General features: G+C 62.9%; 17 protein-coding genes and 1 tRNA gene. 8 read left to right on the plus strand and 10 right to left on the minus strand.

What is annotated here, in order from left to right:
- The first annotated feature begins 26 nt into the window (after positions 1 to 26).
- Entirely contained in the window at positions 27 to 923 is an 897-nt protein-coding gene (locus tag EOB36_RS24960) for a DMT family transporter (RefSeq protein WP_128285936.1), read from the plus strand.
- On the opposite strand, the gene EOB36_RS24965 is transcribed toward EOB36_RS24960, so the two are convergent.
- Positions 911 to 2,131: an AI-2E family transporter gene (locus EOB36_RS24965; protein WP_128285937.1), complete on the minus strand. Its 1,221-nt coding sequence runs from the start codon at positions 2,129 to 2,131 to the stop codon at positions 911 to 913. The genes EOB36_RS24960 and EOB36_RS24965 overlap by 13 nt on opposite strands.
- A gap of 247 nt (positions 2,132 to 2,378) precedes the next feature.
- Positions 2,379 to 4,631: a DNA topoisomerase IV subunit A gene (gene parC / locus EOB36_RS24970; protein ID WP_127290647.1), complete on the minus strand. Its 2,253-nt coding sequence runs from the start codon at positions 4,629 to 4,631 to the stop codon at positions 2,379 to 2,381.
- A 281-nt stretch (positions 4,632 to 4,912) separates the two neighbouring features.
- Here parC and EOB36_RS24975 point away from each other — a divergent pair, with 281 nt between their 5' ends.
- Positions 4,913 to 6,103, plus strand: a complete 1,191-nt coding sequence (locus tag EOB36_RS24975) for a hypothetical protein (protein WP_128285938.1) — start codon at positions 4,913 to 4,915, stop codon at positions 6,101 to 6,103.
- An 80-nt stretch (positions 6,104 to 6,183) separates the two neighbouring features.
- Here EOB36_RS24975 and aspS read toward each other — a convergent pair whose 3' ends face one another.
- The gene (gene aspS / locus EOB36_RS24980) at positions 6,184 to 7,974 is read right to left on the minus strand and encodes an aspartate--tRNA ligase (RefSeq protein WP_164897611.1); all 1,791 of its coding nucleotides are present in this window, start codon (positions 7,972 to 7,974) and stop codon (positions 6,184 to 6,186) included.
- A 198-nt stretch (positions 7,975 to 8,172) separates the two neighbouring features.
- Positions 8,173 to 8,967: a GNAT family N-acetyltransferase gene (locus tag EOB36_RS24985; RefSeq protein WP_164897608.1), complete on the minus strand. Its 795-nt coding sequence runs from the start codon at positions 8,965 to 8,967 to the stop codon at positions 8,173 to 8,175.
- Between the two features lie 247 nt (positions 8,968 to 9,214).
- Between EOB36_RS24985 and EOB36_RS24990 the strand changes: the two genes are divergently transcribed.
- The 3 genes from EOB36_RS24990 (at position 9,215) to rnd (ending at position 12,380) form a co-directional block, all read left to right on the plus strand.
- Complete coding sequence (locus EOB36_RS24990) at positions 9,215 to 9,721, plus strand: DUF3280 domain-containing protein (RefSeq protein ID WP_095485730.1); 507 nt, start codon at positions 9,215 to 9,217, stop codon at positions 9,719 to 9,721.
- 166 nt (positions 9,722 to 9,887) lie between these two features.
- Positions 9,888 to 11,132, plus strand: coding sequence for an MFS transporter (locus EOB36_RS24995; RefSeq protein ID WP_128285941.1), 1,245 nt, complete (start codon positions 9,888 to 9,890; stop codon positions 11,130 to 11,132).
- Between the two features lie 96 nt (positions 11,133 to 11,228).
- The gene (gene rnd, locus EOB36_RS25000; RefSeq protein ID WP_128285942.1) at positions 11,229 to 12,380 is read left to right on the plus strand and encodes a ribonuclease D; all 1,152 of its coding nucleotides are present in this window, start codon (positions 11,229 to 11,231) and stop codon (positions 12,378 to 12,380) included.
- A gap of 203 nt (positions 12,381 to 12,583) precedes the next feature.
- Here the strand turns inward: rnd and EOB36_RS25005 are convergent, their stop codons facing one another.
- A complete protein-coding gene (locus EOB36_RS25005) occupies positions 12,584 to 13,123 on the minus strand; it encodes a hypothetical protein (RefSeq protein WP_164897609.1) in 540 nt (179 codons plus the stop codon).
- Positions 13,124 to 13,148: 25 nt separating this feature from the next.
- Entirely contained in the window at positions 13,149 to 14,651 is a 1,503-nt protein-coding gene (guaB, locus tag EOB36_RS25010) for an IMP dehydrogenase (protein ID WP_095485726.1), read from the minus strand.
- A gap of 410 nt (positions 14,652 to 15,061) precedes the next feature.
- On the opposite strand from guaB, the gene EOB36_RS25015 reads away from it, so the two are divergent.
- Positions 15,062 to 16,480: an MFS transporter gene (locus EOB36_RS25015; RefSeq protein WP_128285943.1), complete on the plus strand. Its 1,419-nt coding sequence runs from the start codon at positions 15,062 to 15,064 to the stop codon at positions 16,478 to 16,480.
- 181 nt (positions 16,481 to 16,661) lie between these two features.
- Here EOB36_RS25015 and EOB36_RS25020 read toward each other — a convergent pair whose 3' ends face one another.
- The gene (locus EOB36_RS25020) at positions 16,662 to 17,357 is read right to left on the minus strand and encodes an RlmE family RNA methyltransferase (protein ID WP_126106929.1); all 696 of its coding nucleotides are present in this window, start codon (positions 17,355 to 17,357) and stop codon (positions 16,662 to 16,664) included.
- A gap of 306 nt (positions 17,358 to 17,663) precedes the next feature.
- Positions 17,664 to 19,046 carry a Ppx/GppA phosphatase family protein gene (locus tag EOB36_RS25030; protein ID WP_128285944.1) on the minus strand — a complete coding sequence of 461 codons (1,383 nt, stop codon included), beginning with the start codon at positions 19,044 to 19,046 and terminating at the stop codon, positions 17,664 to 17,666.
- Positions 19,047 to 19,543: 497 nt separating this feature from the next.
- Between EOB36_RS25030 and EOB36_RS25035 the strand changes: the two genes are divergently transcribed.
- Both EOB36_RS25035 and EOB36_RS25040 read left to right on the plus strand, forming a co-directional pair.
- Positions 19,544 to 20,476, plus strand: coding sequence for a lysylphosphatidylglycerol synthase domain-containing protein (locus tag EOB36_RS25035; protein WP_127290625.1), 933 nt, complete (start codon positions 19,544 to 19,546; stop codon positions 20,474 to 20,476).
- A gap of 548 nt (positions 20,477 to 21,024) precedes the next feature.
- Positions 21,025 to 21,098: transfer RNA gene (locus tag EOB36_RS25040), tRNA-Gln, on the plus strand.
- 186 nt (positions 21,099 to 21,284) lie between these two features.
- On the opposite strand, the gene EOB36_RS25045 is transcribed toward EOB36_RS25040, so the two are convergent.
- The gene (locus tag EOB36_RS25045) at positions 21,285 to 21,554 is read right to left on the minus strand and encodes a hypothetical protein (protein ID WP_127206706.1); all 270 of its coding nucleotides are present in this window, start codon (positions 21,552 to 21,554) and stop codon (positions 21,285 to 21,287) included.
- Between the two features lie 1,403 nt (positions 21,555 to 22,957).
- On the minus strand, positions 22,958 to 25,803 hold a 2,846-nt coding region (metH, locus tag EOB36_RS25060), incomplete at its 5' end, for a methionine synthase (protein ID WP_128285945.1).

A 25,803-nucleotide genomic window follows, 5' to 3' on the forward strand; every position in this document is an offset into this window, starting at 1 on the left:
TCCACATTCATTGCGAGAATTGCCGCATGTCGTCCCACAACGATCACCAGAAGGGCCTTCTCATCACCGCCGTTGGCGGCCTGACGCTGACCGTCGACATTCCACTGATCCGCCTGGCCGACGGCGGCGCATGGACGATCCTCCTGCTGCGCACCGGCACCACCTTGGTCGCGGCGCTGGTCATCTGGGCTGTCTGGCGCTCGCTGAGCCGGAACGCGCCGCAGCTCATCCCCGGCTGGTCGGGGCTCGTTGTCGCAATATGCTACGGACTGACCTCGGTCACCTTCGTCACCAGCATCTATTACACCACGACCGCCAATCTGGTCTTCATCCTGGCCTTCAACACCGTGTTCGCGGCACTGCTGTCCTGGGTGTTTCTGAAGGAGCGGCCGCGACTGGTCACCGTGGTCGCGATGCTGGTCATGATCCTCGGCGTCGCGATCATCGTCGGCGATTCGATCGGCACCGGGCACCTGTTCGGCGATCTCATGGCACTGTGCTCGGCTTTCTTCATCGCCCTGGCCATCACCATCTCGCGCGCCAGCGGCAAGGACATGGGGTTCACATCGCTGATCGGCGTGGTCCTGCCCCTGGCCGTCGCGGTGTTCATGGTCTCAGGCGAAGGCCTTCAGGTGAACGCGCCGTGGTGGATCATCTTCAACGGCGCCGTCATCATGCCGATCTCGTTCTTCTGCCTCGCCAACGGACCGAAATATGTTTCGGGACCGGAGGTGGCGATGTTCTATCTGCTCGAAACCGTGCTGGCGCCGGTCTGGATGTGGATGATCTTTGCCGAAGCGCCGTCGCGCAACAGCCTGATCGGCGGCGCGATCCTGATCGTCACACTGGTCGCCCATTCGCTATGGCAGCTGCATGAGGGGCGCAGGCGCCGCGCCACCCTTGCGGTCAGTCACCCGGCCTGACTCTTCCTCGCGGCGGCGTGCTCCGCGACGATGTCGATCTGCGGCGGAGCACCTTCCAGGTCGTCCGGTGCTGCGGGGGCAAGCTCGTCGGCCAAGTCCACCGCGCGCAGCCATTCGCGCCAGATCGCGACCAGCAATGCCATCAGCACCGGGCCGATGAACAGGCCGAGAAAGCCCATCGTCTTGACGCCGCCGATCAGGCCGAAAAAGGTCGGCAGGAACGGTAGCTTTATCGGGCCGCCGACCAGTTTCGGGCGCAATGTCTTGTCGACGATGAACAGTTCGACGCTCCCCCAGATGAACAGCGCCAAACCGGCCATCGGCGAGCCGCTGGCGGCGAGATAGATCGAGACAAGCGTGAAGGACAGCGGTGCGCCGCCGGGAATCAGCGCCATGATGCCGGTCAGGGCGCCGGGCGTCACCGGCGACGGCACGCCGGCCAGCCAGTAGGCCACGCCCAGCACCACCCCTTCGCCGATGGCGATAATGGTCATGCCGGTCACCGTCGAGGAAATCGTCGCCGGCACGACACGCGAAATCCGCTCCCATCTGGTCGGCAGGATGCGTTCGCCGAGACGGTCGATCTGCCCGGCAAAATGCTCGCCGTCGCGATAGGCAAAGAACAGCGCGATCATCATGAACAGCAGCGCCAGCAGAAGGCCGAAGGCGCTGCCGCCGGCAGCCAGCACGCCGCGGTAGATGCTGCCGATGTTGGCGCCGCTGATCAGCTGGATCAGTTCGCCGATGCCGCCGGGATGGCCGAGATTGCGCGTCCACTGCTCGTTCAGCCACTCGCCTACCACGGGCAGCGTGGCGATCCAGTGCGGCGTCACCGCGCCTTCGCGGTTGGTCTCGATCGCCCAGCCGACCCATTCGCGGACTTCGTTTGTGGCGTAGGCGCCGGCGAGCGCGATCGGCACCACCAGGAAGGTGAGGATAAACAGTATCGCCAATGTCGCGGCGATCGTGCGGTTGCCGCCGACACCAGCGAGCAATCGCCGATAGAGCGGCCAGCTGGCAAAGGCGATGACAAGCGCGGCCAGTACCGGGACCAGGAAACCATGAAAGAAATAGACCCCGGCGGCAACGATCAGCACCAGAAGCCAGCGCGCCGCCGAAAGCGGCGGAATGACGGCGGATCTGAGCGGCGTCGACAGGCCAAACAGGCGCTGCTGGCCTTCCGGTTTCCGAATCCTAGCTTCCTTCAAATGCTCATTTCTCCCAAACGGCTCATGTAGCGATACTTATGCACTGATATAGTGCAGCAATCGTGACGACATTCCAAATGTCTAGATATCTCCCCCCTTGAGGGGGAGATGGCCGGCAGGCCAGAGGGGGTCGCCGCGCATAAAGCGCCGGCGTCCTCAGTCCACAATAAGAGGTCGCGTCAGGACGTGCCGACCCCCTCTGTCGCCTTCGGCGACATCTCCCCCTCAAGGGGGGAGATCGGCAGCTTTACCCGAATTTCCCCGTCCTCGGGAATCCCTTCGGCACCATGCGCCCGGCCGAGGCTCGAGCACCGATCCATTCGATCAGCTCTTCACGCGACTTGACGAAGGTGCGGTCGGCCGAATCCTGCCAGGAGAGACCGCTTTCGAGCGTGAAAGTCTTGAGGTCGAGGACGCCGCCATCCTTGTATTTCTGCAGGCGGACGCCCTTGCCGCGACCCATCTCAGGGATCTCGGCGAGCGGGAAGACCAGCATCTTGCGGTTCTCGCCGACAATGGCGAGATGGTCGCCGGCGACCGTCACGCAACGCTGGGCCTCGTCGGGCGCCTTGACGTTCATCACCTGCTTGCCCTTGCGGGTGTTGGCGACGACCTCTTCTTCCGACACGATGAAGCCATTGGCGTCATGCGACACCAAGAGCAGCTTGCGCTTGGGATCATGGACAAAGGCGGTGACGATGTCCTGGTCGTTGTCCATGTCGACGATGATGCGGATCGGTTCGCCATGGCCGCGCCCACCCGGCAGCCGGTCGGCGCCGATCGTGTAGAACTTGCCACCGGTGGTGAAGACCAGCACCTTGTCGGTGGTCTGGGCGTGGAAGGCGAGCTTGAGGCTGTCGCCCTCCTTGAAGGTCAGTAACGAATGGTCGGTCAGGTGACCTTTCATCGCCCTGAGCCAGCCCTTTTCCGAAACGACCACGGTGACCGGCTCGCGCTCGATCATGGCATGGGCGATGTCGGTCAGGTCATGTTCGGGCGCATCGGCGAACTGGGTCCGGCGCTTGCCGAGTTCGGTCTCCGGTCCAAATTTCTCGCGGATGCTGGAGACTTCCCATTTGATCGTCGACCACTGCTTGGCGTCGGACGCAAGAAGCGCCTCGATCTGCTTCTTCTCGGTGGTGAGGCCGTCGAATTCCTTGCGGATCTCGAATTCCTCGAGCTTGCGCAGGGCGCGCAGCCGCATGTTGAGGATGGCTTCGGCCTGGTTGTCGGTAAGCGACCAGCGCGCCATCATCACTTGCTTGGGCTCGTCCTCCTCGCGGATGATCCTGATCACCTCGTCGATGTTGAGATAGGCGATCAGATAGCCGGCGAGGATCTCCAGCCGCCTTTCGATCTCGCCGAGGCGATGCCTCGAGCGGCGGATCAGCACCTCGCGGCGGTGCTCCAGCCATTCCTTGAGCACGCCTTTCAGCGACAGCACGTTGGGTATCTTGCCGCGCGACAGGACGTTCATGTTGAGCGGAAAGCGGCTTTCGAGCTCGGTCAGCTTGAACAGCGATTCCATCAGGATGCCGGGATCGACCGAACGGCTCTTCGGCACCAGCACGACGCGGACGTCCTCGGCGCTCTCGTCGCGGATGTCCTCGAGTAGCGGCAATTTGCGCGCCATCAAAAGCTCGGCGATCTTTTCGATCAGCCGCGCCTTCTGGACGCCGTAGGGGATTTCCGTGACGACGATGCTCCAGGTGCCCCTGCCTTGGTCCTCCTGGCTCCATTTCGCCCTGACGCGGAAACCACCGCGACCGGTTTCGTAGGCTTCGAGGATCGAGGCACGGCTGTCGACGATGATGCCGCCGGTCGGGAAATCCGGTCCTTGAACGAAGTCCATCAACGTCGTCACCGGCGCGTCCGGATGCTCGATCAGATGAAGCGCGGCGTCGCAGAGCTCGGCGGCATTGTGCGGCGGGATCGAAGTCGCCATGCCGACGGCGATGCCGGACGAGCCGTTGGCGAGCAGGTTCGGGAAGGCGCCGGGCAGCACGACCGGCTCCTCGTCCTCCTCATTGTAGGTCGGCCGGTAGTCGACGGCATCCTCGGTGATGCCGGACAGCAGCTCGGTCGCCACATCGGTCATGCGCGCTTCGGTGTAGCGCATGGCGGCGGCGTTATCGCCGTCGATATTGCCGAAATTGCCCTGGCCGTCGACCAGGGGGTAGCGCATCGAGAAATCCTGCGCCAGCCGCACCAGCGCGTCGTAGATCGACTGGTCGCCATGCGGATGGAACTTGCCCATCACCTCGCCGACGATGCGGGCGCATTTGGCGAAGCCCTGGTCGGGGTTGAGCCTGAGCAGCCGCATGGCATGCATGATGCGGCGATGGACCGGCTTCAGCCCGTCGCGCACATCCGGCAGCGCCCGGTGCATGATGGTCGACAGCGCATAGGCGAGATAGCGCTCTTCCAGCGCTTTCTTCAGATCAACCGGCTCGATGTTGTCGCCACCGCCATCGCCAGGCGGTAAAAGCCTTTTTCCCATGGGCTGGGACTAGCCGAGCGGGTGATTCGCGGCAAGAGGCGCTTGAATGCGAGCCGCCTTCTGCAACACGAACTGGACGCACTCCAGCAACGACCAACATCAATTGGTTACACCCCGCGTCTATGGCAAGCGATGGATCGGGGCGCGATGGATCGGATTTGCCTTTCGCCATGGTTTTCGGCCATTGTGCGGGAGAATGCCTTTTTCCCGTCCAGTTCGTCACGGAAGGGTGACGGCGCAAAGAATTCTAGAATAATTCAGGCACGCTCAGGGGACTCGCAATGACGATCAGACGCTCGACACTCAACAAACTCGCTTTTTCGACCTTCCTGCTGACGCTGCCCCTGAACGCGGCCTTCGCGCAGGATGCTGCGGTCGCCGACCGGCTGAAGGCGGCTCTCGCCGCCCAGGGCGTCGACATCTCATGGACCGGGGTGACGGGCGATGCCTCCAGCATGGTGCTGCAAGGCGTCGCCGTCAAACCGGCGGCCGAAAAGGAAGCGCTTAAGCTCGGCGACGTCACACTCGAAGGGGTGACCGAAGCCAACGGCGGTTATGAAATCGAAACGGTCTCGACTGCGGCGTTCCAGCACAGCGAGGACGGCGTCACGCTCGACCTCAGTCCCTTCGTCATCCACGACATGACGGTCCCGGCCGACGGCGCCACAGGCCCGCTGGGCTCGCTGATGATGTACAAATCGGCAGAACTCGACAACATGACGGTCAAGGTCGCCGACAAGACAGCCTTCTCGATGGACGGGCTTGCCATCGAGATCACGCCGCCGGCCGACGGCAAGGCGATGGAATTTTCCGGCACGACGGAAAAGTTCAATGCCGACCTGACGCTGATCGAGGATCCGAAGTCCAAAGACGTGATCAACGCGCTCGGCTACCAGAACATCACCGGAAACCTTGAAATGGCGGGCACCTGGCAGCCTTCGGACGGCAAGATGGAGCTGTCGAAATACGACATCTCCGTCGACAATGCCGGAACGCTCGGCATGACCTTCGGTTTCGGCGGCTACACGCTTGACGTCATCAAATCGCTGCAGGAGGCGCAGAAGAAGATGGCGGCGCAGCCCGAAGGCGCCGACAATTCGGCGCAAGGCATGGCCATGCTCGGCATCTTGCAGCAGCTTTCGTTCAACAGCGCTTCGATCCGCTTCGACGACGATTCGCTGACCAACAAGGTGCTGGACTATGTCGGCAAGCAGCAAGGCATGTCCGGCAAGGATATCGCCAACCAGGCCAAGGCGATCGTGCCTTTCGGCATGGCGCAGCTCAACAATCCCGAATTGACGGCGCAGGTGTCGGCTGCGGTCGGCAAGTATCTCGACGACCCGCAGAGCCTCGAGATCTTGGCCAAGCCGCCGGCAGCGGTGCCGTTCGCGCTGATCATGGCGGGCGCCATGTCCAACCCGGTGGACCTGACGAAGACGCTTGGCGTGACGGTCAAGGCGAACGAGGACTGACCGGAACGGTCCCTTGAAGCGAAAGCCCGGCGCGATGCCGGGCTTTTTTGTGAATCAACAGAATCGGTTGCGGGAGGTTCTTAAACCTCTTTCTTGGTCACCGCGACGCGCAGCGACAATTCGCGAAGCTGCTGCGGGCTGGCTTCCGACGGCGCGCTCATCAACAGGTCAGAGGCCTGCTGGTTCATCGGGAACATGGTCACTTCGCGCAGATTCTTGGCGCCGACCAGCAGCATGACGACGCGATCGATGCCGGCCGCCATGCCGCCATGCGGCGGCGCGCCATACTGGAAGGCGCGATAGAGGCCGCCGAAGCGCTCCTCAACCGTCTCGCGATCCAGCCCGACAGTCTCGAACGCCTTGACCATGGTTTCCGGCAGGTGGTTGCGGATGCCGCCGGAGGCGATCTCGAAACCATTGCAGACCATGTCATACTGGAACGCCTTGATGCCGAGCAGATCCTCGCCGTTGAGCGCATCGATGCCGCCTTGCGGCATGGAAAACGGATTGTGGGCGAAATCGATCTTTTTCTCGTCTTCGTTCCATTCGAAGAAGGGAAAGTCGACGATCCAGCACAATTCGAAACGGTCGCGGTCGACAAGGTTCAGCTCCTCGCCGGCGCGGGTGCGTGCGGCGCCCGCGAACGAGACGAACTTTTTGGGGTCGCCTGCGACGAAGAAGGCAGCGTCGCCATCGGCAAGGCCGAGTTGCTGGCGGATCGCCTCGGTGCGCCCCTCGCCGATGTTCTTGGCGAGCGGACCGGCGCCCTCGAGCTTTTCACCTTCCTTGCGCCAGAAGATGTAGCCGAGGCCCGGCTGGCCCTCGCCCTGGGCCCAGGAATTCATGCGGTCGCAGAAGGCGCGCGAGCCGCCGGTCTTGGCCGGAATGGCCCAGACTTCGGCCTTCGGGTCGTTGGCGAGGATGTTGGCGAATACCTTGAAACCGGAATCGCGGAAATGATCGGAGACGGCCTGCATCTCGATCGGGTTGCGCAGGTCCGGCTTGTCGGTGCCGTATTTGCGCATGGCGACGTCATAGGCGATGCGCGGAAATTCCTGCGTCACCGGCTTGCCGGCGGCAAAGGCCTCGAACACGCCGCGCATCACCGGCTCCATGGTCGCCAGGATATCGTCCTGCTCGACGAAGCTCATTTCCAGGTCGAGCTGGTAGAACTCGCCCGGCAGGCGGTCGGCGCGCGGGTCCTCGTCGCGGAAGCAGGGCGCGATCTGGAAGTAACGGTCGAAGCCCGACACCATGATCAATTGCTTGTATATCTGCGGCGCCTGCGGCAGCGCGTAGAAAGTGCCGGGATGGATGCGCGACGGCACCAGGAAGTCGCGCGCCCCTTCGGGCGATGAAGCGGTCAGGATCGGTGTCGAGAATTCGGTGAAGCCGACCTCGCCCATGCGCTTGCGCATCTCGGCAATGATTTTCGTGCGCGCCACGATGTTCTTGTGCAGCGTGTCGCGACGCAGGTCGAGGAAGCGGTATTTGAGGCGGATGTCCTCGGGATAGTCCGGCTCGCCGAACACCGGCAGCGGCAATTCCTTGGCCGCCGACAGCACTTCGATCTCGCGCGCGAAAACCTCGATCTCGCCGGTCGGCAAATTGGCGTTGGCGGTCTCTGCCAGACGCGCCTTGACCTCGCCGTCGACGCGGACGACCCATTCGCCGCGCACGGTCTCGGCAATCTTGAAGGCCGGCGAATCCGGATCGGCGACGATCTGGGTCAGGCCATAGTGGTCGCGCAAATCGATGAAGAGGAGGCCGCCATGGTCGCGAACGCGATGCACCCAACCCGACAGGCGAACGGAAGAGCCGACGTCGCTCTTCCTCAACTGGGCACAGGTATGGCTGCGGTAACGATGCATTGTCATTGGTAAGTCCGGATGTTGATTGCGGCCAAGGCATGATGGCCTGGCCCGAAAATTTGCGCGAAAAGCACATGAGAGGCCGCCTTTGTCAAGGCAGACGGCGCTAGGGCAGCATCTCAGGTTGGACTTCGGCTCTCGCCCTACGCGATCATCGCTCGGAATAAGCTGCGATCCAACATCGACCGCCCATGGCGGTCAGCGGGTGAAGCGCGCACTATCGCCAGGCGTAGCAACCCCACACACAACAGCGGGATCGCGACGAAGCCCGCATGATTCCACCATTCGCCGGGACGGTACGTTCGAGGCTGATACGAGCTCATAGATGTGCGTCGCATGCAGATCGCGAAACACACTGACGATCATGCGAGCGTTGATGTGGTTGCCGAGCCCTCGGCCCCTCTGCGATTGCGCGACCGCAACCAGTCCACCCCACGCATATCGGTGATAGGTGCTGTAGGAATTGTGAGCCAAGTAGCCATGCGCGGTTGCCGCGACGGTACCCGTCTTGTCGCCCACCACTACTGTCGTCGCCGGTCCCACCGTTCCGGCCAGCAGCGACCCCGAAAATGGCACTACGCCCGACGCCGCCATGAACGCCTGGATGCGAGCCGTATACTCATCATCCGGCTCGGTCGGCTTGTCTTGATCGAGAAGTCCGTCGGGCAGTCCCTGATCGATAATTGCCTCAGACGCCGCCAGGGCACTTGCCTGGTCGGCCAAGAAAACGTCCCAGGTATCGAAGCGGAAGCCCCCCTTGGCCAATCTCGACTTGAGCTCATCCGCCTTGCTTGCTGGTATCATACGAAAGCCGCAGATGCCGTCGCGATTGAGGATCTTGTCGATCAGCTCCCACCCGAACCGGTCGGGATCATCGCACCCCATAGTGCGCCCGGTCTGGCACTCGCCGGGGGTCACATTGATGAAGTCGACACTCGCCTCAGCCTGAGCTTGCAGGCGTTGCTGAACCTCTGTGCCGAAATAGCCTGACATGGGAAGCCCCCTGTGACGTGCCCGATGGAGTATAGCAAGCACGATAGAATACAGCCAAGCTGGTTCCCGCTGGAACCAGCCCGGCTCCTTCAGGGTATGGCGCGGCGCGCAGGAGATTTTCGGCATCGCCCGTTCCGAAGCGGACTACGCGCCGCGGCTGACGGAAGGCGACTGCTATCTTCTGCTTTGATCGTGATTAGGGTGATCAAGCCGTGTACAATGGCCGTCCATTGATGTGAGGACTACCATGCGCATTCGCACATTGACTGTCCTGATGACACTGCTTGTCGGCACTTGCACATTTGCGCACGCTCAGCAGACAAAGCCGATGTCAATCGAGGTGTTTCCTTTCGAATTGGAGGACAAGAGCGCTGGGGCAGGAATAATCCCCCCGGATGAACACGATAGGCGCTATCTGTCCGAGTCGGCACAAATGGCGAAGGACATGCTCTCCAAGTCTGGGCGTTTTACAGTCGTTGATGTGCCAGCGAGGGATGAGCAGGCGGGTGCGCCGCACGGCTTACGCAACTGCGGGGGCTGTGAAGGCAAAATTGCCAAAGAGCACGGCGCGTCTCTTGCCTTGCTCGGCGTCGTGACGCGCGTCAACCGAACAGAGCATACTATGTTCATTCGCATCCTCGACGCTGAAACCGGGAAAGCTGTTTTGCAAGGCTTTACCGATCTTCGCATGGGTCCGAACTACGCGTGGCCCCGCTCCGTGAGATGGCTGATGACAAACAGAATCCTGCGGTAGGCGGACAGCCACCCCAGTGCGCCGTCGGGAGTGCGAAAGACCGCTCCCAAAGCCAAAATTCTAGTTGAGATACTGATTGCCGGTGCTGGCCCGCTAATCGCCGGGAATTGCCGCTGGCATTGGCGCAGGCGATGGTTCAAGAAGGATCAACGACAGGCCTTCCTTCATGTCCTCCATGCGCCCGCTGATCCCACTCCTTATTGCCGCCGGCATCCTGCTCGGCGGCAATGGACTGCAGAGCACCTTGATCGCGTTGCGCGGCGCGCAGGAGGGGTTTTCGGCCTCGACCATCGGCCTGATGGGCACGTTCTATTTCGCCGGCTTCCTGCTCGGCTGCCTCGCCGTAACCCACATCATGAAGGCCGTCGGCCATGTGCGCGCCTTCTCCGCGCTGGCGGCGATCGCTTCGGCGGGGACATTGCTTTTGGTGCTGGTCGTCGATCCGGTTATGTGGTGCGCAGTGCGCTTTGCCGGCGGGTTCTGCTTCGCCGGCCTGTTCACCATCATGGAAGCCTGGCTCAATTCCGGGGTCGCCAATAGGGACCGCGCTCGGGTGCTGGCCATCTACCGGATGGTCGACATCGGTTCGGTGACAGGCGCACAGTTCCTGATCCCGATCTTCGGCGCCGGCGGTTTTGCAATCTTCGCCATCATGTCGATCATGATCACGCTCTCGCTGGTGCCGGTGTCGCTCGGCGACCGCTCCAACCCGACCCCGCCGGAAGACGTCAGGCTCGACCTGGCCCGCGTCTGGCGGATTTCGCCGCTCGGCTGCTTCGGCTGCATCGCCGTCGGCGTCACCAACAGCGCCTTTCGCACATTGTCGCCGGTTTATGCCGAACAGATCGGCATGTCGGTCACCGACGTCGTCACCTTCGTCAGCGTCGGCATCTTCGGCGGCGCCATCATCCAGTATCCGCTCGGCTATCTGTCCGACCGCTGGGACCGGCGTTCCGTGCTGCTGATGACGACGTGCTGCGCGCTGCTGGCATCGCTGGCGCTGGTGTTCTGGGCGCGCAGCGACCCGTCCCTCAACTTCGTGATCGTCTTCATCTTCGGCTGCTTCGCCATGCCGCTCTACTCGCTATCGGCGGCGCACTCCAACGACCGCGCCGACAGGGGCGAGTTCGTGCTGATCAACGCGGCGCTGATGCTGTTCTATTCCTTCGGCGCGATTGGCGGGCCGTTCGCCGCCTCGACGGCGATGCAGTATTTCGGGCCAAGCGCGCTGTTCGTGTTCACCGCCGTCGTCTACGCCATCTTCGTCGTCGTCATCCTGTACCGGATGCAGGTGCGATCCGGCGTGCCGGCCGGCCATCGCAGCCGTTTCATCGGCCTTTTGCGCACATCGACGGTCTTCGCCCGGCTGGCCAAGCGCAATGATGATTCCGATGGGCCTGGGAAGCAATGATGACGGCCCATATGGCTTGAACCCGGGGCTGCGGCTTGACGAAAGCCCGCGCGGCTGAAATTGAAGGAGACCGTACCCTTTGCCAAAAGCGATTTGATGCACGTCATCACCACCCAAGAAGAACTCGAGACCGCTGTTGCCGCGTTCGAAAAGTCGGATTTCGTCACCGTCGACACCGAATTCATTCGCGAGACGACCTTTTGGCCGATCCTCTGCCTGATCCAGATGGCGGCGCCCGGCGTGACGGCGCTGATCGATCCGCTGTCAACCGATATCGACCTCAAGCCGTTCTTCAGGCTGATGGCCAACGAGGCCGTCGTCAAAGTCTTCCATGCGGCGCGCCAGGACATCGAAATCATCGTTCATCTCGGCGATCTGGTCCCGCATCCGGTGTTCGACACCCAGGTGGCGGCGATGGTTTGCGGCTTCGGCGACAGCGTCTCCTATGACCAGCTCGTCCAGAAGATAACCGGCGCCCGGCTCGACAAGTCCTCACGTTTCACTGACTGGCGCCACCGGCCGCTTTCCGAGAAGCAGCTCGACTACGCGCTTGCCGACGTCACCCATTTGATCGAGGTCTACCAGCACCTCAGCGCCGAGCTGGTGCGCGAGAACCGCGCCCATTGGCTGAACGAGGAGATGGAAGTTCTGACCGCGCGCGAGACCTACGATCCGCACCCGGAGGACGCCTGGAAACGGCTGAAGATGCGGCTGCGCAAGCCGCAGGAGCTGGCGATCGTGCAAGCGGTGGCCGCATGGCGCGAGCGCGAGGCGCGTGAACGCGACGTGCCGCGCGGCCGGGTGCTCAAGGACGACGCCATCTACGAGGTGGCGCAGCAGGCGCCGCGCGATGCGGCAGCACTCGCCAAGCTGCGCACCACGCCGAAAGGCTGGGAACGCTCGGTGACGGCAACGGCGCTGCTTGGCGCAGTCAACACCGCGCTTGCCTTGCCCAGGGAAGACATGCCGAAGCTGCCGAAGAGTTTTCAGCCGCCCGAAGGCTCCAATGCCGCCGCGGAACTGTTGAAAGTGCTGTTGCGGATCGTCGCTGAAAAGGAGGGCGTCGCTTCGAAGGTGCTGGCTTCCAGCGACGACATCGACCGCATCGCCGCCGAGGGCGAGGCCGCCGACGTGCCGGCCTTGCAAGGCTGGCGGCGCGCCGTGTTCGGCGAGGCCGCGCTCAAACTGGTGCGCGGCGAGATTGCGATCAAGTTCGACAAGCGCAAGATCGCGCTGTTCGATTTGTAGCGCCTGCCACATCCTTCTCCCCTTGTGGGAGAAGGTGGATCGGCGCGTAGCGCCGAGACGGATGAGGGGTGCTGGAAGAAACGCCGCGTTAAAATATCGAATGATTTCAAGTTATCACGACTTGAAAGTCGCGATCCTTCCAACACCCCTCATCCGACCGAGCTTCGCTCGGCCACCTTCTCCCACAAGGGGAGAAGGGGAGCTCAGCGCTGTTTCTGACCGGCCAGGTGGAAAACCGCGATGACGATCACCGGCATCGCCAGAAGCGCGAATTTGGTGACGATCAGCGCCGAGGCGAAGGACAGCGAATCCGGATTGGCCGACAGGAAATCTGAGAGCAGGCGGGCCACCGCGAAGTTCTGCGCATAATCGGCAAGCGTGTAGGGCAGCACCAGGACAAGCGCGAACAGCGACTGGAGCTGCGCGGACAGCGCCCGGAAATTCTTCAGCCGCCGCCCCGTGGCCAGGATCAGGCTGACCAGCGTCAGCGACAGCAGCGCCGGGAACAAGAGGTCGAAGGTCAGATAATGCCAGACCAGGATGATCTCGCTGCCGCGCCGGCCGAGCGCCGTCAGCCAGGCCATGCCTTCATCCGGGGTGAAACCGGTCCAGCGCAAATCGAGCGACGGCAGGCCACCGCTCAACTGGCGGAAATACAGGAACTCCATCGCCGTCATGGCGACGAAAACCGCCACGCAGACGAAACAGAGTGCGGCGGCGTGGCGGGACAGCCGCAGCATCATTGCCGTCAGGCTTCGCGCAAGCTGGTCAGGCTCCGCCGGGATAATTCGGGCTTTCGCGGGTAATCGTGACGTCATGGGCGTGGCTTTCACGAAGTCCGGCGTTGGATATGCGTACAAAGGTGGCGCGGTCGCGGAAATCGGCAAGGTCGCGCCCGCCGACATAACCCATAGCGGCTTTCAGGCCGCCCGCAAGCTGGTGCAGCACGCCGGACACAGGTCCTTTGTAGGGCACCTGCCCTTCGATGCCTTCCGGCACCAATTTCAGCGTGTCACGCACCTCGGCCTGGAAATAGCGGTCGGCTGAGCCGCGGGCCATGGCGCCGACCGAGCCCATGCCGCGATAGGCTTTGAACGAGCGGCCCTGGTGCAGGTAGACCTCGCCTGGGCTCTCGTCGGTGCCGGCCAGCAGCGAGCCGATCATGGCGGCACTGGCGCCGGCGGCGAGCGCCTTGGCGAGATCGCCGGAATATTTGATGCCGCCATCGGCAATGACCGAGACGCCCGATTTCTGCGCCGTCTCGACCGCCGACATGATCGCCGAAAGCTGCGGCACGCCGACGCCGGCGACGATGCGGGTGGTGCAGATGGAACCCGGCCCGATGCCGACCTTGACGGCGTCGGCGCCGGCATCGATCAGCGCCAGCGTGCCTTCTGCGGTGGCGACGTTGCCGGCCAGGATGCGGACCGAATTGGACAGCTTCTTGGCCCGCGTCACCGCATCCAGGACACGTTGCGAGTGGCCATGCGCGGTATCGATCACCAGAAGGTCGACGCCGGCATCGATGAGGCGCTCGGCGCGCTCAAAACCGTCATCGCCGACGCTGGTGGCGGCCGCCGCGCGCAAGCGTCCTTGCACGTCCTTGGTGGCGTGCGGATTGAGCTGCGACTTCTCGATGTCCTTGACGGTGATCAGCCCGACGCAATTGCCGTCGCTGTCGACCACGACCAGCTTCTCGATGCGGTGCTGGTGCAGGAGCCGCTTGGCTTCGTCCTGATCGACGTTCTCCTTGACCGTGATCAGGTTCTCACGGGTCATCAGCTCGTAGACCTTCTGGGCCGGATCGGAGGCGAAGCGGACGTCGCGGTTGGTCAGGATGCCGACCAACCGTCCAACCGTATGCCCGCCAGCGCCGCCATTCTCGACCACGGGAATGCCCGAGATGCTGTAGGTGCGCATCAGACCCAGCGCATCGGCGAGCGTCGCCTCGGGGCCGATGGTGACGGGGTTCACGACCATGCCGGACTCGAATTTCTTCACTTGCCGCACCTGCTCGGCCTGTTCGGCCGGCGAGAAATTGCGGTGGATGACGCCGATGCCGCCGGCCTGGGCCATGGCGATGGCAAGGCGCGCCTCGGTGACGGTATCCATGGCGGCGGAAAGGATCGGCACGTTCAGGTCGATGTCGCCGGCGATGCGGGTGCGGATATCGGTCTCGCCGGGCATGACTTCGGAATGACCCGGCTGAAGCAGCACGTCGTCAAAGGTCAGCGCCAACGCGCCCGTGGACGTTTCGATAATTTTTGCCATGGCCAGCCCTCGGAATGCATGAAAAGCGCTGGACCGGATGGACAGCGCCGACTCGTCTTCTTCCCTTTCAGGATTGGCGCTGGCTCGTAACACGTCCCGTCGCCGATGAAAAGCCGATTGGTTGTGCACGTGTGCGGGCTCGTGATCCTTGCTTTGTGACGGCAGTTATGCTAGGAATTTATTCATGGCGCTGATTCGCGCCATCGACCCGCCCACGAGGCGGTTTTTATTTGCGCCATTCCTCGCAAGGCTCCGGACTGGCTCGGCTGCCAGGGTCGCATAAATGTGACGGCAAATTAAGGCGACATCCGACGCAACCCGTGGTACCCGCCCTGCGTGTCGGCTTGCCCCCTTTGCCCCCGAGGGACCGGCAAGCAATCGGCGGTGAACATTCAATCCGGACGCGTTCCATGAACCGCACCATTCCGCTTATCCTGGCGGTCGCTCTTTTCATGGAAAACATGGATTCGACCGTCATCGCGACGTCGCTGCCGGCGATCGCCATCGACCTGCAGACCAGCCCGGTCGCGCTCAAGCTGGCGCTGACCGCCTATCTGGTGTCGCTGGCGGTCTTCATTCCGATCAGCGGCTGGATGGCCGACCGCTTTGGCGCCAAGAACGTCTTTCGCGCGGCGATCGCCGTGTTCATCGTCGGCTCGGTCGCTTGCGCCGTGTCCAATTCGCTGCCGGCTTTCGTGGTTTCGCGCTTCCTGCAAGGCATTGGCGGCGCCATGATGACGCCAGTGGGACGCCTTGTGCTGGTGCGCGCCACGCCGAAAAGCGAACTCGTCGCCGCCATGTCCTGGCTGAGCATTCCGGCGCTGGTCGGGCCGCTCGTCGGGCCGCCGGTCGGCGGTTTCATCACCACCTATTTCACCTGGCACTGGATATTCCTGATCAATGTGCCTATCGGGCTGATCGGCATCTGGCTCGCCACCCGCTTCCTGCCGAAAACCGAATCGGCGCAGACGCCGCCGCTCGATTTCGTCGGCTTCGTGCTGAGCGGGCTGGCGGCATCGGGCATCGTGTTCGGCCTGTCGGTGGTCAGCCTGCCCGCTTTGCCGCCGATTGCCGGCTTTCTCACCGTGGCGGTCGGGCTGGTAGCAGCGGTGCTTTACCTCCTGCATGCGCGCCACGCCAGGAATCCGCTGCTGGCGCTCGATCTGTTTCGCAACCAGGTGTTTCGCTCCTCGGTCCTCGGCGGCGGACTGTTCCGCATCGGCATCGGCGCTGTGCCTTTTCTTTTGCCGCTGATGTTCCAGATCGGTTTCGGGCTGACGCCGTTCCAATCGGGAATGATCACATTCGTGGCGGCGATCGGCGCCATCGGCATGAAATTCGTCACGGCGCTGATCTTCAGGGTTGCCGGGTTCCGCCGTGTGCTGATCTTCGGCTCGCTGATCGCGGCGGCGTCGATCGCCATCAACGGCTTGCTCACGCCGGAAACGCCCTATCTGCTGATCCTCGCCGCCCTGCTCGTCGGCGGCTTCATCCGCTCGATGTTCTTCACCGGCATCAACGCGCTTGCCTATGCCGAGATTTCGGCCGCCGACACCAGCAGGGCAACGCCGATCGCCGCGGTGTTCCAGCAACTGTCGATCGCGCTTGGCGTGGCGCTGGCCGGCGGCATCCTGGAAGTGTCGACGACAATCCATGGCGGGCCGCTGACGCTGAGCGACTTCCACATCGCGTTCTTCATCGTCGCCGCCGTGTCGGCGGTTGCATCGCTGTCATTCATGCGGCTGGCGCCGGACGCCGGCAACGCGGTGTCGGGATATGGCGGGCTGACAGCGCCGAAGGCGCTGGAGGTGGGTCCACCGGGGAGTTGAGGGCTCTTTCCCTTCTCCCCTTGTGGGAGAAGGTGGATCGGCGCGCAGCGCCGAGACGGATGAGGGGTGTTGGAAGAAATGAGGCGATGACAACTGCAAGCGTGTTGCCAAGCTGGAACACCCCTCATCCGACCTCGCTTCGCGAGGCCACCTTCTCCCACAAGGGGAGAAGGAAATGACGCTAACCCTTAAAATCCTTCGCCAACAAGTAAAGCTCCACGGATTCATCGCGCGAGGCCGGCGGCTTGACGTGATGGACCGAGCGGAAATTCTGCTTGAGCCTCGAGAGCAGCTCGTTTTCGGCGCCGCCTTGAAAAGTCTTGGCGAGGAAATGGCCGCCCGGCTTGAGCACCGACAGCGCGAAATCGGCTGCCACCTCGCACAGATACATGGTGCGGATGTGATCGGTCCTTTTATGCCCGGTGGTCGGCGCGGCCATGTCGGACAAAACGATATCCGGTCGGCCGCCCAGCGTTTCGGCGAGCTTTTCGGGCGCCTGCGGATCGAGAAAATCCATCAACAGCACTGGCGCGCCAGGCACCGCATCCATCTCGAGATAGTCGATGCCGACGACATGCGGGTGTTCGGCCGTCGATTTCGTGCGCGCGGCGGCGACCTGGCACCAGCCGCCGGGTGCCGCGCCAAGGTCGATGACTTTCATGCCGGGCTTGAGCAGATGGTGCTTGTCGTCGATCTCGATCAGCTTGTAGGCCGCACGCGAGCGGTAGCCGTCGGCCTTGGAGCGTTGGACATAGGGATCGTTGATGTGGCGCTGCAGCCAGCGGCGTGACGATTCCTTCAGGCCGCTCTTCTTCTTGATCCGCGTCTTCAGCACGCGAATGCTGGCAGAGCCTGGTTTTTCCGGTTTCTTGGTCATTGCTTGATTTCTTGTTTGAGTTTTCTCGCTCGCCGAGTTGCGGCCGTTTTTCGGCGGCTGCGCGTTTCGTGAACGGCTTCCCCCACTCCGTCGCTGCTTCGCAGCGCCACCTCTCCCCCCTCCGGAGGGAGAGGAAGGGCGCCAGCCTGCATAAGCTCGCGCCCTTCCTCTACCCCGTCGATCGGGGGAGAGGTGTCGAGCGAAGCTCGACGGAGTGGGGGTCGACTGTTCACCTAAGCAATGCTTCCGCTTGGGTCCGAGAAAACCGGTTGCCACTTTTCGCTGGCGCGGTCCTTCGGTTCGGGATCATGCTCTGCCACGTCCACTGTTGCGCCAGACACCGTCGTCGGCCATCAATTCGCTCAATATGCCTTCACGCAAGCCGCGGTCGGCAACGCGCAGCCTTTCCGACGGCCATACCGCGCGGATCGCTTCCAGGATGGCGCAGCCGGCCAGCACCAGATCGGCGCGATCGGCGCCGATGCAAGGGTTGGCGACGCGCTGCTGAAAGTCCCAGCCGACCAGTTTTTCGACCATGCGGTCGACGCTGTCGCGGTCCATCCACAGCCCGTCGACCCGGCGGCGGTCGTAGCGCTCCAGGTCGAGGTGGACGCCGGCCAGCGTCGTCACCGTGCCCGAGGTGCCGAGCAGATGGAATTTCGGGCTGGCGAGCACATGGCTCAGCCGGTCGCGCCCGTCAAAGGCATGCAGGCGCACTGCCACATCCTCGACCATGGCGGTAAATATCTCGCGGGTGACGGTGCGGCCGCCGAAGCGCTCGGCCAGCGAAACCACGCCGACCGGCAGCGACGTCCAGGAGACGATGTGGTTGGCGAGCCGCGGCGAGCGGTGGCCGGTGAGATCGATCAGCGCGATTTCCGAGGAGCCGCCACCGATGTCGAACAGGACGACGCCTTGCGTGTCGCGGTCGACCAGCGAGCCGCAGCCAGACACGGCCAGCCGCGCCTCGGTCTGGCGGTCGATGATCTCGAGCTTCAAGCCCGCCTCGCGCTCGACGCGATCGAGGAACTCGGCGCCGTTCGCGGCCGTGCGGCAGGCTTCGGTGGCGATCAGCCGGGCCTTCCTGATCTTGCGGCTGCGCAGTTTGTCGCCGCAGATCTTCAGCGCCTCGACCGCACGGTCCATCGCGGGCTGCCCGAGCCGCCCATTGGCGGTGAGGCCCTCGCCAAGCCTGACGATGCGCGAGAAAGCGTCGATGACGCGGAACTGGCCATGCCGCGTCGGCACCGCCACCAGCAGCCGGCAATTGTTGGTGCCGAGGTCAAGTGCGGCAAACACCGGCAGTTCCTGCACCGGCGGGCGGCGAACATCCTGCTCCGGCCTGCTCGGCGCAGCTGAGGGCGAAGGCACGACGATCGCCTCGAGCGGACGGCTTGTTGGAGCGCCGGGGGCGGCGGCCGCCGACAGTCCGGCCGCTGCGAACTGAGCGTCATCGCGCACGAAAACCTTGCGGCCGCGCCGGCGTTTGCGCCGCTTCCTGGTCTTGGCCTTCTGATTCTGGCCATTCTGATGCGGGGGCGCGTCGCCTGCCTGTCCATGACTGGACCAAGGCTGCACCGGGCGGCCATTCTGCCGGCCGGCGGATGGGCTTGCCTGGCCGGATGGCGGCGGCGAAGCCCTGGACACGCCCACTTCCGGCGCGCCAGCGCCGGTGTCGTGGTCTTCCACTTCAGTTCCTTCCGGCGCCGCGCGAACCGGAGACCGGACGCAGCAGGCGCTGTCATGTGTTCTAAGTTGCCGCCAGACTAGCAGCGCCGGCCCGGATCACCAAGAGCGCAGGGGGCGAATTTTGCCGGTGGCTTGAGATGCGGCGATGTTGGTGATCCCTTCTCCCCTTGTGGGAGAAGGTGGCCGAGCCCACGGGTCTTGCCTCCGGCAAGCCCGAGGACAGGCTCCGCTCGGTCGGATGAGGGGTGTTCCAGCTTGGCAAGGCCTCATTTCTTCCAACACCCCTCTTCCGTCTCGGCGCTACGCGCCGATCCACCTTCTCCCACAACAAGGGGAGAAGGGAAGAAGAGGCGCAGCAGCGCGCCTTGCCGGTTGAATAGCCGGCTTCGATAAGGCATTTCTGAAATGGCGGGGATAGAACATTCGGAATCGCGGACAGTTTTCCCGACGCGAACCGAAAAAGGGGCAACGGGGCTGCAACGCATGATCGTCACGTCATGAATTGGAGGCGCTATTTCTGGCCGGTCGTCGGCATTGCGGCGGTCGTCTTCTCGCTGTGGCTGCTGCTGCACGAGCTGCGCGGCATTTCGCTCGACGACGTCTGGGACGGCATCGTCGCCATCCCTGCCCGCGGCTGGGTACTCGCCGCGCTGAGCTCGGTCATCGCCTATGCGTCGCTGGCCGGCTACGACCACATAGCGCTCCTGCATATCGGCAGACGAGTCTCCTGGCTGTTCGTCACCCTGTGCTCCTTCACCACCTACGCGCTGTCGCACAATATCGGCGGCTCGGTGTTTTCCGGCGCCGTGATCCGCTACCGCGCCTATGGCACAAGGGGGCTGACCGGGCAGGATGTCGGCGTCCTGGTAGCGATCTGCTGGATCACATTCGTGCTGTCGACGATCCTCGTCTCCGGCCTCGTGCTGGTCTTCGAGCCGGAGATTATCGGCCGGTTCTCCGGCGCGCCGCACCATGGCCTGACGATTGCCGCGGGCGTCGCCATGCTGCTGCTGGTGGCGGCCTATGTCTTCGGCAGCTGGCTGCATCTCCGGCCGCTGAAGATCGGCAGCTTCCAGGTTCATTATCCGGCCCTGCCGATCGTCGCGCGGCAATTGCTGATCGGCCCGATCGAGCTTCTGGCAGCGGCGGCGATCATCTTCTTCGCCCTGCCCGTATCAGGCAATCCCGGCTATTTCGTCGTGCTCGGCGTCTTCCTGGTGTCGTTCTCGATCGCGCAGATCTCGCATGCGCCGGGCGGGCTCGGCGTGTTCGAGGTGGTCTTCCTCGCCGGCCTGTCGCACATGGACCCGGTCGGCGTGCTGGCCGCACTCCTGGTGTTTCGGCTGTTCTACCTGATCATCCCGCTGGTGATCGCGCTCAGCGTGGTGCTGTACTTCGAGCATTCGCAGCTCGGGCGGGGTGGGAAGTGAGATGCCGGGCAATCGTTTCAGACGGTGATGCGCGAAGAATGGGGAAGAGGGCCGCAACGCTGAGTGAGGCGCGGCCCCCTGCTGTTCAACGCCGCGACGCCCAGAGGTAACGGCATGGATCCTAGGGTCTCCGCAACGTCGCTTCGCTCCTGCTCCGCCCTAGGATGACGAAGGCGTGTTGGCTTACGGCTAGTCGCAAATGTTGAAAATTAGCACCGGTCGCAAACCAAGCTGACGCTAATGGCAAATCTCCAACCTTGGAGATTGGCCGAAACTACACTCCTTTCGTCATCCTAGGGCGAAGCAGGAGCGAAGCGACGTCGCGCAGACCCTAGGATCCATGCCGTTACAGTGGCCGAAGAACGCAGCGATGCAGTGGCTTCACTGTCTCGTCGAGGAATGTGTAAGGGTAAGGGACGCATCAAAAACCTGACGCGATTGCCCCAAATGAAGCATGGCACAGGCTTGACTATTTTCCGGCGGCGGCTACAAGGCACGCGCGGCGCCATCGCCGCCCTGCCCGCGCGGTTTTCTTCAACCGCGCCTGCTGGGGAATAGGTTAACGGTAGACCCACGGACTCTGACTCCGTTAGTCCTGGTTCGAATCCAGGTTCCCCAGCCAAACAAAATCAAGCACTTAGCTGCCTAAATCGCCAAAAACCATGTTGCTAGCGCTGGAATTGGCAGCAACATAAGCCATTGATTTGTAAGGCTTGGTAATGAGCGGAGGCTGCGAATAGCAACATGGCGACATGAAAAACTCCCGTCGGAGCGGGGTTTTGTCGTTTGCCGGTGCTTCGCCCACCAGCTAGGCCGCAAGTTCGGCGGCCCATTCCGGTGTTAACAAGCAAACCGCCCAAGCCGCGTCATCGATCGGCTTGAGGCTACCCAATATCATCCTGTCTCTATTCGGATCCACGGTTGCGAATGAGCGCACGCCGTAAACATCTCCTAGCTTTCCGGCTTTCGCTCGAGACAGCACCAGCGACGGCATGGGCTGGTCGCGGTGTGTGATCCATGCCCCTAGTTCGAATTGCCAGTCGGCGTCGATGCCGGCAGCGTTTACGTGGAAGTTCATTTGCAAGTCTCCAGGTTGCGGCTCTCACAAAGCCAAGCCGGAAGTGGCACCGGCAGCCGGTGGTGTGAGACGACCTGGAAATCGCCGGCAAGCTTTTAGGTCTCGACCTTGGACATAGCTATGCCACCCCGGCCAAGGTCTGGTCCGCCGCCGCGTCGACCCATGTGACCCTTCCCTCGCCAGAAAGCATGGCGGAGAATCGAAGCTGACGCAAGAGCAATATCTTGTAAGATATTGAAATCACAAGGCATTTTCGCCTTAAAAGTCTAGTCGTGATATGCGAAACCGCCTACTTGCTGATTGTGCTTGTAATTTCGAGGCGGGCCGGGCGTGAGGCTGAAGGGCTAGCGCGGGTCTCCTCACCGAACGTCGACCATTGCCGCCGCGTACTTCGTTCGCATGTTTCGATTACATTGATTTAGCTAAAATATTAAACAGCCAGTCGAGCGCGCGCCCCGAAGACTCGCTGGTCAGGCCCAGCGGCCTCACCCCCTAACCAAGCCGCTGGGCCGCCCCAGAGCGAAGCGTGCTGTCGCTGTACATTAGCGACCTTCGGAACTGCCTGGCGCTATGCCGCGTTAATCTTCTGAATCGGGAGATAGCTGTGCAAAAAAAAGACTATCGAACGAACAGAGCCGACGATTGCCGCGAAGCATGGCCGCGCGACCGCTGAGGGTGATGAGCTGCCGGCGAGAAAAAAGAAGTCCCTGTTGGCAAGGGATCGGCGATCTGAAAAGTTGACTGAAAATCCGTCGGAAAGCGCGCCAGAACCGAAAGCCAGAACGCGCGGTTAGATTTTTTGAAAGCGGCGCGCCGACCGCATTCACTTCCCTACTCGTCATGACGAACAGTGTTCGTTCGAATGATTCTATTCCGTTGCCTTGAGCGCAAGTTTTTGGTCAGCCAGCACAGCGCCTCCTCTTAAGCTCGCTGGTGGTCAAGGCCCGCGATGAAACGGCCAATCAAATACTATCTTAAGCGCCACGTGCGCTACGATCCGGACCTGCTGCCCCGCACGGGGCACAGGTACAAGCCAGCCAAACCGGCCCACGATGCCGTATGGCCCAATGTCATCTCGGCAATTGCTATTGCCGGTTTCGTCCTCGCGTTCATCTGGAGCTAAGACGATGCGATCAATGGACACCACGCACACGCTGATCTAGCTCCATCTTCATGCGCACCTTCGTTGCAGCATTGCTACGGCGAAAGGCCGCAAGGCTGCGCTGGTCGCTTGTTAGGCTGGGAAGCCGGTAAGCGCTACCTCCAACAGATCGATGCCGGTCAGCGTTCTAAGCGGCAGCCCTGAGGTTTCTGTCCAATCCTCGGCCCTGGCCATGAATCCAAACGACATGCCGGTTGGCGTCTCGACGTCGAACCAGCCCAAGGGCCGTCTGCGACTATGCTCACGCGGCCGCATCCAGCCCCTGCGCCGGCACATAGTTGAGGATCGGGCCGAGCCAGCGTTCGACCTCGGCGAGCGGCATGGCCTTGCGGCGCGCGTAGTCCTCGACCTGGTCGCGTTCGACCTTGGCCACCCCGAAATAATAGCTCTCGGGATGCGACAGGTAGATGCCGGACACGGAGGAGCCCGGCCACATCGCAAAACTTTCGGTCAGGCTGACGCCGGCATTGCGCTCGCCGTCGAGCAGGCGGAAAAGCGTCGCTTTCTCCGTGTGATCGGGCTGCGCCGGATAGCCCGGCGCCGGGCGGATGCCGCGATAGGGTTCGCCGATCAGCGCGTCCGGCGCCAGAGCCTCGTCTGGCGCATAGGCCCAGAACTCCTTGCGCACGCGCTCGTGCAGGCGCTCGGCGAAGGCTTCGGCGAAACGGTCGGCCAGCGCCTTGACCATGATCGACGAGTAGTCGTCGTTCGCCCGCTCGAAGCGCTCGGCGATCGCTGCCTCCTCGATGCCGGCGGTGACGATGAAGCCGCCGAGATAATCGGCCTTGCCGCTGTCCAAAGGTGCGACGAAATCCGACAGCGCGACGTTCGCCTTGCCGTCGCGCTTGGTCAGCTGCTGGCGCAGCGTGAAGAAGGTCGCCAGCTCCTGCGATCGCTTATCGTCCGTGAACAGCCTGATATCGTCGCCGACGGCGTTGGCCGGCCACAAGCCGATGGCGCCCCTCGGCGCGAACCATTTTTCCGCGATGATCTTCTTGAGCATCGCCTGGGCGTCTTCGAATAATTGCCGCGCCGCCGGCCCTTGCGCCTCGTCGTCGAGGATTTTGGGATAGCGCCCCTTCAACTCCCAGGTCTGGAAGAACGGCGTCCAGTCGATATAGCGCGCGAGCTCGGCCAGGTCCCAGCCTTCGAAGACTTTCAGGCCGAGGAAGGATGGTTTCGGCGGCTTATAGGCCGACCAGTCGATCCTGTGGGCGTTGGCCCGCGCCTTGGCCAGCGGCAGGCGCTGCTTGTCGGCTTCGCTGCGCGCGTGCGCATCGGCAACCTTTTTGTACTCGGCACGGACGTTGTCGACATAGCCGCCCTTGGTCTCGTTCGACAGCAGCGCCGACACCACGCCGACCGCGCGGCTGGCATCGGTGACGTAGACCGTCTGGCCCCTGGCATAGCGCGGATGGATTTTTACCGCCGTGTGCACACGGCTGGTCGTCGCGCCGCCGATCAACAGCGGAATGTCGAAGCCTTCGCGCTCCATCTCGGCGGCCATGTGCGCCATCTCGTCGAGCGAGGGCGTGATCAGGCCGGACAGGCCGATGATGTCGACCTGTTGCTCGCGCGCCGTCTGCAGGATCTTCGCCGCCGGCACCATGACGCCGAGGTCGATGATCTCGTAATTGTTGCAGGCGAGAACCACGCCGACGATGTTCTTGCCGATGTCGTGGACATCGCCCTTCACCGTCGCCATCAGGATCTTTCCGGCGGTCTGGCGCTCGCCGGTGTCGACGCCGTTGGCGGCGTTCGCCAACTTCTCCGCCTCCATGTGCGGCAGCAGGCCCGCCACCGCCTGCTTCATGACGCGGGCGGACTTCACCACTTGCGGCAGGAACATTTTTCCCGCGCCGAACAGATCGCCGACGACATTCATTCCTGCCATCAGCGGACCTTCGATGACATGCAGCGGGCGCTCGGCGGCAAGTCGCGCTTCGTCCGTGTCCGCGTCGATGAATTCGGTGATGCCGTTGACCAGCGCGTGCGAAATGCGCTGCTCGACCGGCCAGTCGCGCCAGGCGAGATCGCGTTCCTGCGCCTCCTTGCCCGCCGTGCCTTTGAAGCGCTCGGCGAGTTCCAGCATGCGTTCGGTCGCCGTGCCGCCGCCCTTCGGCTGACGGTTGTTGACGACGTCCTCGCAGGCTTCGCGCAGGTCCGGATCGATGGTGTCGTAGACGGCAAGCTGCCCGGCGTTGACGATGCCCATGTCCATGCCGGCCTGGATGGCGTGGTAGAGGAACACGGCATGCATGGCCTCGCGCACCGGCTCATTGCCGCGGAACGAGAAGGAGAGGTTCGACACGCCGCCCGATATGTGGACATGCGGCAGCGTCGCGGTGATCTGCCGTGCGGCTTCGATGAAGTCGACGCCGTAATTGTTGTGCTCGTCGATGCCGGTGGCGATGGCAAAGATGTTCGGATCGAAAACGATGTCCTCGGGCGGGAATCCCGCCTGCTCGGTCAGGAGCTTGTAGGCGCGGGTGCAGATTTCGACCTTGCGCGCCTGGGTGTCGGCCTGGCCGTCCTCGTCGAAAGCCATGACGACCACCGCCGCGCCATACGCGCGGACGAGCTTCGCATGGTGCAGAAAGGCCTCCTCGCCTTCCTTCATCGAAATGGAGTTGACCAGCGGCTTGCCTTGCACGCATTTCAGGCCGGCTTCGATGATCTCCCATTTGGAACTGTCGATCATCACGGGAACGCGGGCTATGTCAGGCTCGGCGGCGATCAGGTTGAGATATTCGACCATCGCCCTCTTCGAATCGATCAGCCCTTCGTCCATGTTGATGTCGATGATCTGCGCGCCGTTGGCGACTTGGTCGCGCGCGACGTCGAGCGCGGCGGCATAGTCGCCGGCCGTGATCAGCTTCCTGAACTTGGCCGAGCCCGTGACATTGGTGCGCTCGCCGACATTGACGAACGGAATTTCGTCGGTCAGCGTGAACGGCTCGAGGCCCGACAGGCGCATCTTCGGTTCGATGACGGGAACAGCGCGCGGCGGGGATTTCTTCACCGCCCGTGCGATGGCGCGGACTCGGTCCGGCGTCGAGCCGCCACAGCCGCCGCCCATGTTGACCA

Origin of the sequence: Mesorhizobium sp. M6A.T.Cr.TU.017.01.1.1 (assembly GCF_004023115.1) — a bacterium.
GTDB lineage: Bacteria > Pseudomonadota > Alphaproteobacteria > Rhizobiales > Rhizobiaceae > Mesorhizobium > Mesorhizobium mediterraneum.

Bases quoted from the DNA above. Each gene is read 5' to 3' on its own strand.
- EOB36_RS25020 (WP_126106929.1), bottom strand. From the start codon at position 17,357: ATGACCAAGAAACCGGAAAAACCAGGCTCTGCCAGCATTCGCGTGCTG.
- EOB36_RS25005 (WP_164897609.1), bottom strand. From the start codon at position 13,123: ATGATGCTGCGGCTGTCCCGCCACGCCGCCGCACTCTGTTTCGTCTGC.
- EOB36_RS25045 (WP_127206706.1), bottom strand. From the start codon at position 21,554: ATGAACTTCCACGTAAACGCTGCCGGCATCGACGCCGACTGGCAATTC.
- EOB36_RS24975 (WP_128285938.1), top strand. From the start codon at position 4,913: ATGACGATCAGACGCTCGACACTCAACAAACTCGCTTTTTCGACCTTC.
- parC (WP_127290647.1), bottom strand. From the start codon at position 4,631: ATGGGAAAAAGGCTTTTACCGCCTGGCGATGGCGGTGGCGACAACATC.
- EOB36_RS24960 (WP_128285936.1), top strand. From the start codon at position 27: ATGTCGTCCCACAACGATCACCAGAAGGGCCTTCTCATCACCGCCGTT.
- guaB (WP_095485726.1), bottom strand. From the start codon at position 14,651: ATGGCAAAAATTATCGAAACGTCCACGGGCGCGTTGGCGCTGACCTTT.
- EOB36_RS25015 (WP_128285943.1), top strand. From the start codon at position 15,062: ATGAACCGCACCATTCCGCTTATCCTGGCGGTCGCTCTTTTCATGGAA.
- EOB36_RS25035 (WP_127290625.1), top strand. From the start codon at position 19,544: ATGAATTGGAGGCGCTATTTCTGGCCGGTCGTCGGCATTGCGGCGGTC.
- EOB36_RS24985 (WP_164897608.1), bottom strand. From the start codon at position 8,967: ATGTCAGGCTATTTCGGCACAGAGGTTCAGCAACGCCTGCAAGCTCAG.
- EOB36_RS24990 (WP_095485730.1), top strand. From the start codon at position 9,215: ATGCGCATTCGCACATTGACTGTCCTGATGACACTGCTTGTCGGCACT.
- rnd (WP_128285942.1), top strand. From the start codon at position 11,229: ATGCACGTCATCACCACCCAAGAAGAACTCGAGACCGCTGTTGCCGCG.
- EOB36_RS24995 (WP_128285941.1), top strand. From the start codon at position 9,888: ATGTCCTCCATGCGCCCGCTGATCCCACTCCTTATTGCCGCCGGCATC.
- aspS (WP_164897611.1), bottom strand. From the start codon at position 7,974: ATGCATCGTTACCGCAGCCATACCTGTGCCCAGTTGAGGAAGAGCGAC.